The sequence below is a fragment of the Pseudomonas serbica genome (genome assembly GCF_028823535.1).
In the GTDB taxonomy this organism is placed as follows: Bacteria; Pseudomonadota; Gammaproteobacteria; order Pseudomonadales; family Pseudomonadaceae; genus Aquipseudomonas; species Aquipseudomonas serbica.
In genome coordinates this window covers 91,483-103,953 of the sequence record NZ_JAQIYM010000010.1, presented here as the reverse complement: position 1 = coordinate 103,953, position 12,471 = coordinate 91,483, and the positions used below count along the sequence as shown (strand labels likewise).

Annotated in this window: 9 protein-coding genes; 3 read left to right on the top strand and 6 right to left on the bottom strand. The window is 59.5% G+C overall.

Going from position 1 to position 12,471, the window contains the following annotated elements; translation table 11 throughout:
* Positions 1-4: 4 nt before the first annotated feature.
* Entirely contained in the window at positions 5-202 is a 198-nt protein-coding gene (locus NQL71_RS17770) for a YbdD/YjiX family protein (protein WP_008052036.1), read from the top strand.
* Positions 203-324: 122 nt separating this feature from the next.
* Positions 325-1,296, top strand: a complete 972-nt coding sequence (yjiA, locus tag NQL71_RS17765) for a GTPase (protein ID WP_046815739.1) — start codon at positions 325-327, stop codon at positions 1,294-1,296.
* Here yjiA and NQL71_RS17760 read toward each other — a convergent pair.
* The 6 genes from NQL71_RS17760 to NQL71_RS17735 form a co-directional block, all read right to left on the bottom strand.
* A complete protein-coding gene (locus tag NQL71_RS17760) occupies positions 1,293-1,982 on the bottom strand; it encodes a GntR family transcriptional regulator (RefSeq protein ID WP_077185840.1) in 690 nt (229 codons plus the stop codon). The two genes, yjiA and NQL71_RS17760, sit on opposite strands and share 4 nt — an antisense overlap.
* Positions 1,983-2,007: 25 nt before the next feature.
* Positions 2,008-2,712, bottom strand: a complete 705-nt coding sequence (locus NQL71_RS17755; RefSeq protein WP_046815737.1) for a FadR/GntR family transcriptional regulator — start codon at positions 2,710-2,712, stop codon at positions 2,008-2,010.
* Between the two features lie 64 nt (positions 2,713-2,776).
* Positions 2,777-4,090, bottom strand: a complete 1,314-nt coding sequence (locus tag NQL71_RS17750; protein WP_046815736.1) for a C4-dicarboxylate transporter DctA — start codon at positions 4,088-4,090, stop codon at positions 2,777-2,779.
* A gap of 253 nt (positions 4,091-4,343) precedes the next feature.
* Entirely contained in the window at positions 4,344-4,907 is a 564-nt protein-coding gene (locus NQL71_RS17745) for a hypothetical protein (RefSeq protein ID WP_235431817.1), read from the bottom strand.
* Between the two features lie 192 nt (positions 4,908-5,099).
* Positions 5,100-6,353, bottom strand: a complete 1,254-nt coding sequence (gene glyA / locus NQL71_RS17740) for a serine hydroxymethyltransferase (protein ID WP_150716733.1) — start codon at positions 6,351-6,353, stop codon at positions 5,100-5,102.
* Between the two features lie 223 nt (positions 6,354-6,576).
* Complete coding sequence (locus NQL71_RS17735; protein WP_143512476.1) at positions 6,577-10,365, bottom strand: sensor domain-containing protein; 3,789 nt, start codon at positions 10,363-10,365, stop codon at positions 6,577-6,579.
* Between the two features lie 345 nt (positions 10,366-10,710).
* On the opposite strand from NQL71_RS17735, the gene ettA reads away from it, so the two are divergent.
* Positions 10,711-12,375 carry an energy-dependent translational throttle protein EttA gene (gene ettA, locus NQL71_RS17730; protein WP_020798667.1) on the top strand — a complete coding sequence of 555 codons (1,665 nt, stop codon included), beginning with the start codon at positions 10,711-10,713 and terminating at the stop codon, positions 12,373-12,375.
* Positions 12,376-12,471: the final 96 nt, after the last annotated feature.

Genomic DNA, 12,471 nt, shown 5'->3' with positions numbered 1-12,471 from the left:
CAGCATGTTCAATGACTTGAGTCGCCTCGGTAAATACCTCGGCCAGGCCGCGCGCCTGATGGTCGGCATGCCCGACTACGACAACTACGTCGAGCATATGCAAAGCAAGCACCCTGACAAACCGGTGATGAGCTACGAGATGTTCTTTCGGGAACGCCAGGAGGCTCGTTACGGTGGCAAGGGTGGGCCGAAGTGTTGTTGATGCACCACGCCTAGGCAACACACCACTGTAGGAGGCCGGTTTGCCGGCGGAAGCGATCTTCAGGACGCCTTCGCCGGCAAGCCGGGCTCCTACAATTTTTTTTGCGTCCGGGAGACCTTATTTTGTCAGCCCCAATCCCCGTAACGATCCTCAGCGGCTTCCTCGGTGCCGGCAAAACCACGCTGTTGCGCCACCTGCTCAAAGCCGAGCACGGCCTGAAAATCGCCGTGATCGAAAATGAATTCAGCGACGCCGGCATCGACACCCAACTGTTGGGTGACGAACCGGTACAGGTCATGACGCTGTCCAACGGTTGCGTCTGCTGCACCATCCACACCGACCTGACCAAGGCCCTGTATCTGTTGCTCGAGCGCCTCGACAGTGGAGACATCGCCTTCGACCGGCTGGTGATCGAATGCACCGGCCTGGCGGACCCGGCTCCGGTGGCGCAAACCTTCTTCATCGACGAGGAGCTGCGCGAGCGCTACATCCTCGACGGCATCATCACCTTGGTGGATGCGGCGCACGCCGAACAGCATCTGGCCCAGACCATCGCCCAGGCGCAGATCGGTTTTGCCGATCGGCTGCTGGTGAGCAAGCGTGATCTGGTGGACGAACCTGCGTTCACGGCATTGAGCGAACGCCTGACCCGTATCAATCGCCGAGCGCCCATCCGCGTGGTCGATCACGGCAAGATCGACCTGGCCGAACTGCTCGACGTGCGTGGTTTCAATCTCAACGCCGATCTGGGCGGCGGCGTGAGTTTGCGCCCGGTCAGCCAGGCCCCGTCCATCGACCGTATTTCCAGCCTGGTGCTGCGCACCGACAAACCGCTGGATATCGACAAGCTCAGCGAGTTCATGAACGAGCTGCTGGAGGAGCACGGCAAGCAACTGTTGCGCTACAAAGGTGTATTGAACATTCTCGGCGAGCCGCGCCGCATGGTGTTCCAGGGGGTGCTGAAGCTCTACGGTTTCGACTGGGACACGGAGTGGGCTGCCGATGAAACCCGTGAAAGCGTGATTGTGTTCATTGCCGATGATTTGCCGCAGGACAAGATTCGCCAGGGGTTCGCCCGAGTGGCAGCGAGCTAACCGGCAATACGATCCTGACGGGGTAGCGGTCGAGCGCTCAGCAACGCCGCCTCCAGATGGTCCAGATGACGATTCAGTAGTGCCAAGGCCATCGCGGTATCCATGCGCGTTATCGCGTCCACTATTTTCTCGTGAAGTTGCCAGCCGCAATTGTTCTCTACGCATGCATCAAACTGCGCAATCGCCAAGGAGGTCAGAGGCACGAGACTGCCGAGAAAATGCGCCAACGGAGCGTTGCCCGCCATTTCTGCCAGCTGCAGGTGAAACTCCCCCGACAAACGAATCGCCCGGCCACGCTCGGCGCATTGACGCTCACTATCGACCAGCGTGCGCAGGCGCTTCAAGGCATGCGTGCAGGGCCTCTGGCAGGTCAGCCTCACCAGCATGAGTTCGGTCAGTCGCCGGGCATGCAGCGTTTGCCGAACCTGATCGACACCGAGCGCCGCGACGCGGGGACGATGATTGATCCGCAGAATAATGATCTGCTGATGGGACAGTCGCGTCAGCACGTTGCGAATGTCGCTGCGTCGGGCACCGAACATTTGCGCCAGGCTTTCCTCGGTAAAACGACTGGCTTCATGGATGCGCTGTTCAAGAATGGCGTCGAGGACCCGCGAGTACAGATCATCCGCCGCCGGTGGAAAGGGCAGGGTGGTAAGCGTTTGCGCTGAAACGAAGCTGTTCATGGCCTTTCTCCGGTTCAAAGAGGGTTCAACTGCCGAGGTTGTCTTCCGGGATGTTCAGTTCAATGCCCATCCGCTGGCCTTCGCGAAGAATGTGCCGACGCATCTCGGCACTGGCCTGGGCGCTGTTCTTGCTGCGGATCGCCCGTACCACCGCTTCATTTTCCTCCAGGCGTTCAGCCAGATGTTCCGGGGAGTTGCGCAGCACTTGGGCGCTTTGCTTGAGGGCATTGCTGGTCTGCTGGACCACGCTCTGGAAGATCGGGTTCGAGGTCAGGGTGAAGAGTTCTTCGTGGAACGCGATGTAGGCGCTCACTCCGGCTTCACTGTCGTTGGCCTCCAGGGCTTCGCGCATGTCCATCAGGGTCAGGCGCAGTTGCCCGACTTCCTTGCTGCTGATCGATTGCGCCACCAAGCCCACGATGAACGGCTCAAGGGTGTAGCGCAGCTGCAGAACATCTTCCAGGCTTGCCGCGGCCACCGCGCTGTCGTGCTGTTGGCTGTCGGCAAGATTGGCCTCCAGCACCACCACGCCCTTACCGGGCATGGAACGCACCAGGCCGAGGGTTTCGAGCACGGTGACGGCTTCACGCAGGCTGGGGCGGCTGATGCCCAATTGTTCGGCCAGCTCGCGTTGCCCCGGCAGCATGTCGCCGGAACGCCACTGACCGCGGGCCAGCGCGGCCCGAAGTTTTTCTACGACTGAATTTACAACGGTCGACGAGGTAATCACTGTTCGCTCCATGAGCTCTAAACGTTGTTGGCCGTGCCTGCCCGGGAGCAGGCACGGCGTTCATTCAAAATTCCTGCTGATGGGCCGGGGCCACGGGTTTTCTCGGCTGGAAGGTATAACCTACCTGGCCGGAAAGCACCTTGTTCGCCCGCTCCACATCGATGTCTTTTTCCCAGCGAGCGATTGCCACGGTTGCCACGCAGTTGCCGATCAGGTTGGTCAGGGCCCGGCCGATTCCCATGAACCAGTCCACGGCCAACACCAGCACCAGGCCGACCACTGGAATCGCCGGGATCGCCGTCAGGGTGGCCGCCAGAATCACCAGGGCCGATCCCGGGATGCCGTGCGCGCCTTTGGAGGTGATCAACGACACCAACAGAATCGTCAGCAGATCGGTCATGGCCAGCGGCGTGCCGGTGGCATTGGCGATGAACACGATGGCCAGGGTCAGGTAGATCGAGAAACCGTCGAGGTTGAACGAGTAGCCGGTGGGAATCACCAAGCCGACCGTCGAGCTGCCGATGCCCAGATGCTCAAGCTTGCGCATGATTTGTGGCAGCACGGCGTCGGACGAGGCGGTGCCCATGACGATCAGCAGTTCTTCGCGCAGGTACTTGAGCAACGGCCACATCTTCAGGCCCGAAAGACGCATGACCAGGCCGAGAATCAGCGCTACGAAGGCTACGCAGGTCAGGTAAAACAGGCCGACCAGACTGCCCAGATGCTGCAGCGAGTCGAGGCCGTATTTGCTGGTGGTAAAGGCGATGGCGCCGAATACCCCGATCGGTGCCAGGCGCACGATCATGCCCATGATGCGGAAGATCACATGGCTGAGTTCGTTGATCAGTCGGGAAATGCCCGACGCCGCCTCACCCACCAGGTTCAGGGCGCTGCCGAACAGCACCGAAAACAGCAGGACTTGCAGGATGTTGTTATCGGCAAATGCGCCGATCACCGAGGTCGGAATCAAATCCATCAGGAACTGCGTGGTGGTGTGCATGTGCTGGCCGCGCTGGGCGATATCGCCCATGTCGGCTGCGGAAAGCTGTTCCAGATGAATGTTCGCGCCACTGCCGATACCGGTGCTGAAGGCGAACACCAGGCCGATCACCAGGGCGATGGTGGTCAGGATTTCGAAATAAATCACTGATTTAAGACCGATGCGACCGACCTTTTTCAGGTCGCCGGCACCGCTGATGCCGCTGACCACCACGCAGAACACGATCAGGCCAATCAGCATTTTGATCAGCTTGATAAACCCGTCACCGAGGGGTTTGAGCTGAGCGGAGTATTCGGGAAGGGTCAGCCCGCAGACGATGCCGAGCACCAGTCCGAGAACCACTTGGAGAAAGATTGAACGCGAGCACCATCTGAGCATGGGAGGAATCCTGGTCGGTGTCCTGGCTGCCGTGCGCTGCGCGCATCGGATTCAGGACTTAATTATTGTGGTCTTACCGGTATGTCCAGTGCAGGCGCAGTCTAGGCGCTGTTTTTGGGTGATCGCAAGTAAAAGATTGAGAATTGGCATGACCGGTCTTACCAGTTGAGGGGCGAGGCCCGATCTTGAGCGGTTAGAGGGTTATCGAAAAAAACGCATCGGCTCCGATGAGCAAGCCGACGCGCTTTTTGGATCATTTCGTCGTGTGCGCAACTTTCCGTTCGAGAATACTCAGGATGAAAGTGATTTTTGAACGTTCTTCGGTCTTCGCAAGATAGATATAAGGCGAGCTCTTTACTTTACGTCCACCCAAGTAACGTTTGTCTTCAGTCATGAGCGAGATGGGCGAGTGTTGGGAGGCGATGTCGGCGAGCGTTATCGGTTTGCCCTGATGATTGATCAGGGTAAAAACTGTCGGATCATCAATGCCTGAATTCATGGCCCCTAACACTTCCTGCCAACTTTGACTTATCAAGCGATTGTAATATTCGCCGGGGTTCTTGATTGACAGTAGATAACCATCCGCCGTGTGCCGAAAGTGCAGTTTCAAGGGCTTGACCACGCCGGCCTGCGCATTGGGGCGGATGCCAAGCAGGTGTGAGTGGTCGAAAGTTTGCGGTCTGCCGGTAAAGAAACCGCCGCTGAACAGGCCCACGGTGGCCATCGCCGGTTTTTCGTGGAGCAGTTCAAGCAGATTGAGTTTGTGGTCAAACATTTGAAGTGTGGCGGTAAAAGATTTTTCAATATCACTGTTCACGCTGAAGTCCTTTTCGTTTATTTATTTAGTAACTCTCGCAATGGAGTCGGCTTCAGGTTAAGTGATTTTTTGGTTAGTTGATGTTTGTCTGTGTTGCAAGAGGTTGAGCGGGCGTAGCAGTGGGTAATTAATCCAGACGAAAAAAAACCGGCCATCGCTGGCCGGTTTTTCAACTACGGTTTAGCGGGCTGATTAAGCGCCGTATACCGGCAGCTTCTTGCAGATCGCCTTGACCTTCTCGCGAACGGCGTCGATCACCGCTTCGTTGTTCAGGTCAGCCAGGATGTCGCAGATCCAGCCGGCCAGTTCCTTGCACTCTGCTTCCTTGAAGCCGCGAGTGGTCACAGCCGGGGTGCCGAAGCGCAGGCCGGAAGTGACGAACGGGGAGCGTGGGTCGTTTGGCACGGAGTTCTTGTTCACGGTGATGAACGCCTTGCCCAGGGCGGCGTCGGCATCTTTACCGGAGATTTCCTGCTTGATCAGCGACAGCAGGAACAGGTGGTTTTCAGTACCGCCGGAAACCACGTCAAAACCGCGCTCGATGAATACGCCGGCCATGGCCTTGGCGTTTTTCACCACTTGTTGCTGGTAAGCCTTGAACTCAGGCTGCAGCGCTTCCTTGAAGCAGATCGCTTTGGCGGCGATCACGTGCTCCAGCGGGCCACCCTGGGCGCCAGGGAATACCGCGGAGTTCAGCTTCTTCTCGATGTCGGCGTTGGCGCGAGCCAGGATCAGGCCGCCACGTGGACCACGCAGGGTCTTGTGGGTGGTGGTGGTCACTACGTCAGCGAATGGAACCGGGTTCGGGTAGACGCCAGCGGCGACCAGACCGGCCACGTGGGCCATGTCGACGAACAGGTACGCGCCGACCTTGTCAGCGATTTCGCGGAAGCGCGGGAAGTCGAGGATCTGCGAATAGGCAGAGAAACCGGCCACGATCATTTTTGGCTTGTGCTCAACGGCCAGGCGTTCGACTTCGTCGTAGTCGATCAGGCCGTTGGCGTCGATGCCGTACTGGATGGCGTTGTACAGCTTGCCCGAGGACGAAACGCTGGCACCGTGGGTCAGGTGACCGCCGTGGGCCAGGCTCATGCCCAGGATGGTGTCGCCGGCCGACAGCAGGGCCAGGTAAACGGCGCTGTTGGCTTGCGAACCGGCGTGCGGCTGAACGTTGGCATAGTCAGCGCCGAACAGCTCTTTAGCGCGGTCGATAGCCAGCTGCTCGACGATGTCTACGTACTCGCAACCACCGTAGTAGCGCTTGCCCGGGTAGCCTTCGGCGTACTTGTTGGTCAGTACCGAGCCTTGAGCTTCCATCACCGCAGGGCTGGTGTAGTTTTCCGAAGCGATCAGCTCAATGTGCTCTTCCTGGCGCTGAGCTTCTTGCTCCATGGCGGCAAAGAGATCGGCGTCGTACTTGGCAATAGTCAAATCACGGCTGAACATGGCGGTCCTCAAGGATCGGGGGCGGAAAAGGGGGGCATTCTAACCCAATGGGTTTTGGAAGGCATATGAAACGACATCATGTCGCAGACAAGTGGGCTTCATGACGGGATCAGCGGTGATTGTGCCGGCGCCTTCGCGAGCAAGCCCGCTCCCACATTTGAAATACGGTCCCCTGTGGGAGCGGGCTTGCTCGCGAAGGCGTCGCTCGCTTCACCTGAAGATTTCAGTCAAACATGAACAACGCATCATTGCTGAACTGCGCTTCAAAGGTGTCGGCCGGCATCGGCCGACCGAACAGGTACCCCTGAACCTCGTCGCAACCATGTTCACGCAGGAAATCAAGCTGCTCCTGGGTTTCCACACCCTCGGCGATCACCGCCAGGTTGAGGCTGTGGGCCATGGCGATGATCGCCCGGGCGATCTGCGCATCCTGTTCACCCGACGGTAAACCGTCGACGAAGGTGCGGTCGATTTTCAGGACGTCGATCGGGAATTGCTTGAGGTAGTTGAGCGATGAGTATCCCGTGCCGAAGTCGTCGACCGCGATGCTCAGGCCAAGGTTTTTCAACCCGGCGAGAATCTGCATGGCTTCGCTGACTTCGCGCATCAGGATACTTTCGGTCAGTTCCAGTTCCAGGCACGCCGGCGGCAGGCCGGTTTCCTTGAGGATGGTGGCGATCCGTGTGCCGAGTTGGCCGTCGGAAAACTGCCGGGCGGAGATGTTCACCGATACCTTCGGCACGCGCACCTTGGCCTGGTGCCAGGTCTTGAGCTGCCGGCAGGCCTCGCTGATCACCCAGTCGCCGACATCCACTACCAGGCCGAGCTCTTCGAGCACCGGGATGAAATCCCCCGGCGGCACCAGGCCGCGGCGCGGATGACGCCAACGCAGCAAGGCTTCGGTGCCGGTCAGGCGTTTGCCATCGCCGCTGAACTGCGGCTGGTAATACAGCACGAATTCGTTCTGTTCCAGGGCATGTCGCAAGTCGCTTTCCAGTTCCAGGCGCTCCAGGGCGCTGGCGTTCATGTCTGCCTGATAGAACTGGAAGTTGTTCTTGCCGCGCTCCTTGGCGTGGTACATCGCGGTATCGGCATTTTTCATCAACTGGCTCAGTTCATTGCCATCCTGAGGGCTCAGCGCGATGCCGATACTGGCCGTGACGAAGAACTCGCGACCTTCGAGCACGAAGGGTTTTACCAGGCTGGCGAGAATCTGCTCAGCCACGTGAATGGCGCGGTTCAGGGCGATTTCACGGTTGGCCCGCGGTTGCAGGAGCAAGGTGAACTCATCGCCGCCCATGCGCGCCACGGTGTCGTCGTCGTCGACGCAGCCGAGCAGGCGCGTGGCCATTTCCTTGAGCATGCGATCACCCGCGGCATGGCCCAGGGAATCGTTGATCGGCTTGAAGCGGTCCAGGTCGAGGAACATCAATACCACCCAGGACTTCTGTCGCTCGGCCGCTTGCAACGCCGTGTGCAGGCGATCCTGGAACAACGTGCGGTTGGGCAGGTGGGTCAGGGCGTCGTAATAAGCCAGGCGGTGGATCCGTTGCTCACTGGCCTTGCGTTCGCTGATGTCACTGAAGAAACACACGTAACTGGCCAGGTCGCCTTCGTCGTCCAGTACTGCAGTAATGCCGACCCAGGCCGGATAATGCTCGCCGTTGCGGCGCCTGAGCCATACTTCGCCTTCCCAGGTGCTGTGCTGGTTCAACTGCTTGAGCACGTAGCGCAAGTGGGCTTCCTGCTGCTCATCGACGGTGAGCATGTTCGGCAACTGGTCGAGTACCTGTTCCACGGCATAACCGCTGACACGGCTGAAGGCTTCGTTGGCCTGGACGATATAGCCGGCCGGGTCGGTGATCAGGATCGCCGAGGTCGAGTGTTCGAATACCGTGGCGGCCATTCGCAGGTCTTTCTCGGCCCGGCGTTGCTGGCTGATGTCGCGACCTACCCCCAACACGCCTTCGAACGCGCCGTGCTCGTCCCAGACCAAGACCAGTCGCAGTTCGATAGGAATCTTGCGTCCGTCGGCCCGCAGGCAGTCGAACAGGAACAGTTGGGTCTGCACCTGGCTGCGTAACAGGGCCAGTTGTTCGGGTTTATCGAGCGCCTTGCTGACGCGATCCATCAGGAGATAAATGCCGCTCAACTGTTGCGGATTGGCGATGGTCGATTGCCAGCCGTTCTGGAAAATCCACTCGACTTCGTAGCCCAGCACCGACTGCACGGAAGGGCTGACATAGTTGAGCACCATGCGACTGTCGGTGGAGAAAATCACATCGCTGATGCTTTCGGCGAGCATCCTGTAGCGCTGTTCGCTATCGCGCAGCGACTCACTGGCTTCGATCTGCTCGGTCACGTCCTTGGCCACGCCGATGATGCGGGTGACCTGGTCGTGCTTGTCCCGGGCCAGTGCCTGCTCGCGAATGTCGAAACGCCGCCATTCGCCGTCACGGTGGCGAAAGCGCAGCTGGCACTGCATCAACTGGCTGTAGCCGTCTTGCCGCTGGCTCTTGCGTGAACGGCGGTAGTAGTCGGCATCTTCAGGGTGCAGGAGGATTTCCCAGAAGTACTCGCCCATCTGCTGCAGTTCGGTACGGTTGTAGCCCAGTGTCTGGCCCAGATGGTGGTTGCTGAAGATCATTCGCTGGCTGATCACGTCTTGCACGTAAAGGTGATCGGGCACGGTCCGCACGACGTCGGACCAGAAGCTTTCGCGCTCCTGCAGCGACAGCTCGATGAGCTTGCGGCTGGTGATATCGGTGATGCTCAGGATCACTGCCTTGAAGTCGTCAGGGTTTTGCGGCAGGCGCAACACCAGCCACAGGTGCTGGTCACGACCACTGGCGTCCTGGAGTTTGATTTCCAGCTCAAGCTGTTGCTGTTGCCTGTGCACTGCTTCGAGTACCTGATTGCCGATGGCGCTGCCCTCAACCGGGTTGCCATCGATCAGCAGGTTCCAGACTTGGTCGCAGGTATTGACGTTAAGCAGTTGCAAGGCGACCTGATTGATCTCGGTGATGCGCAACTCCTGCAATAACTGCCGGCGTTGTTCCGGGTTCGTCAGGCATGCTTGCAGTTGCTCGTCGTGCCGCAGCTGGGCCTTGTCGAACAGGCTGCGCAGTCCCGACATGTCGAGTACGCACAGGGCCACGCCGGTGCCTTCGAATATCTCCTGGTAGCGTCGGCGACCCTCGTGCAGCTGGCGCTGACGACGACGCATGTTCAGTAGGACGATGAACGGCAGCATGGAGAAGGCCAGGCCCAGCAGGCATTTGCCGATGAAGGCCGGCAGCAGTTCTTCGAGCACTCGCTGGCGATCGAACAACCCGCGCAGTTGCCAGTCGCTGCCACTCAGCGCAACGGTCAGCACGCTGTTGGCCACATCGTCCTGGGTCAAGGTGCCCGGGTTGACCTGCGGCAGCGCCTTATCGCGGCTGATGATCTGGTGATTGATGCGATTTTCCACCAGCCACAGCGGAGCATTCCCTGAATCGTTCAGTTGGGTCAACGATGCGAAGAACGTCGGCTTGAAGCGCAAAGCCCAATAGCCGCGGTTGCTGCCGCTGGTTTGATGCAACAGCAGATCCACGCGCGAGCCGTCGATGGCGTTGCTGTAATAGTGAGGCTGGGCGCGGCTGCGGCGGACCAGTTCCCCCAAATAGTTGGCATCGTCGCTGGCGCTGGCGGTGTCACTGAGGATTCTTCCCGAAGGGCTGAGCAGTGCCAGGCTCAGCAGGTCGGGCAGGGACTTTTGCAGTTTGCGCTGCAGGTCCTGCAGCTCGTCGGTGCTTTGCGGCTGCTCGACAATCGGCAGCAGGTTGAGCGCGATCTGCGCGTTGAGCGCCATGTTCAGGCTGACTTGCGCGGCGAGGTCGGCGGTGTAGTCGATGGTGGTCTGGCGCTGGTTCTTCTGGGTTTCGCGCAATTGATCCAGGAGTTGCCAGAACAGCAATGCCAATAGCAGTAACACGAGCATCGCCAACGCGCCCTTGAGTGTGCCGCGCATGGGCGAGCCAGGTGCAACAGTCGGTGCACGGGTGATCAGGGACGGAGGGACACTGGACAAACTGTAATCCTGCGGTTTGGCTGGACTGGCGCGACGTGCACTATAAGCCGGACGCCCGAAGGGCGGCTAGCATGCCTTGAGTTGTGGCAAAGTGCCAGTCCCGCTCGGCTGGACTGCCATCTGTCATTAAGGTAGCTTTGCCGGTTACGCGGGAGCGTTCCAGCTCCTAGAATCAGGCTTTTTCAGCGCGCACGCATTGAAGCAATTCAAGCGGACGACGCGCACAGTCTGGCCAGGCATCGCCTGCACCCTAATCATTCATCAGTCACTGACCCTAGGTTCTCCATGGCTCAATACGTATTCACCATGCATCGGCTGGGTAAAGTTGTTCCGCCGAAGCGGGAAATCCTGAAAAACATCTCCTTGTCGTTCTTCCCGGGCGCCAAGATCGGCGTGCTCGGCCTCAACGGTTCGGGTAAGTCCACCCTGCTGAAAATCATGGCCGGCGTCGACACCGAGTTCGACGGTGAAGCCCGTCCGATGCCGGACCTGAACATCGGCTACCTGCCGCAAGAACCACAATTGGACCCGACCAAGACCGTGCGTGAAGTGGTCGAGGAAGCGGTCAGCGTGATCAAGGACGCCCAGGCGCGCCTGGACGAGGTCTACGCGGCCTACGCCGACCCGGATGCCGACTTCGACAAGCTGGCGGCCGAACAGGCCAAGCTCGAAGCCATCCTGCAAGCCAGCGACGGCCACAACCTGGAGCGCCAGCTGGAAGTTGCCGCCGACGCGCTGCGCCTGCCGGCCTGGGATGCCAAGGTCGAACACCTCTCCGGTGGTGAAAAGCGTCGTGTGGCCCTGTGCCGCCTGCTGCTGTCCGCACCCGACATGCTGCTGCTCGACGAGCCGACCAACCACCTGGACGCCGATTCCGTTGCATGGCTGGAGCACTTCCTGCACGACTTCCCGGGCACCGTGGTAGCGATCACGCACGACCGTTACTTCCTGGACAACGTCGCTGGCTGGATCCTGGAACTCGACCGCGGCGCTGGCATTCCTTACGAGGGCAACTACTCGGGTTGGCTGGAAGCCAAGTCCGATCGTCTGGCCCAGGAATCCAAGCAGCAGTCGGCCCACGAAAAAGCCATGAAGGAAGAACTGGAGTGGGTGCGCAAAGGCGCCAAGGCCCGCCAGTCGAAATCCAAGGCACGTCTGCAACGCTTCGAAGAAATGCAATCGCAGGAATTCCAGAAGCGCAGCGAAACCAACGAGATCTACATCCCGGCCGGTCCTCGCCTGGGCGACAAGGTTATCGAATTCAAGAACGTCACCAAGGGCTATGGCGATCGCGTGTTGATCGACAACCTGTCGTTCTCCATGCCTAAAGGCGCCATCGTGGGTGTGATCGGCGGTAACGGTGCGGGTAAATCGACCCTGTTCCGCATGCTGATGGGCAAGGAAACACCGGATTCGGGCAGCATCGAAGTCGGCGAAACCGTGCAGTTGGCCTGCGTCGACCAGAGCCGCGAAGACCTGGACGGCAGCAAGACCGTATTCCAGCAGATCTCCGACGGTTCGGACCAGATCCGCATCGGCAACTACGAGATTCCGTCGCGCACCTACGTGGGTCGCTTCAACTTCAAGGGTGGCGACCAGCAGAAGTTCGTCAAGGACCTGTCCGGTGGTGAGCGGGGTCGCTTGCACCTGGCCCTGACCCTGAAAGAGGGCGGCAACGTCCTGCTGCTCGACGAACCGTCCAACGACCTCGACGTCGAAACCCTGCGTTCCCTGGAAGAAGCCCTGCTCGACTTCCCGGGCGCCGCCATTGTGATCTCCCACGATCGGTGGTTCCTTGACCGCGTCGCGACTCACATCCTGGCGTACGAAGACGACTCGCAAGCGGTGTTCTTCGAAGGTAACTACACCGAGTACGAAGCCGATCGCAAAAAGCGTCTTGGCGAAGCTGCTGCCCAGCCGCACCGGGTACGCCACAAGAAACTGGCCTGATTTCAGGGTGGTTGCATGAAAAAGCGGAGCCTTCGGGCTCCGTTTTTTGTGTGCGTCTATTCAGTGACACCGAGTCGCGTCCTTCGCGAGCAAGCC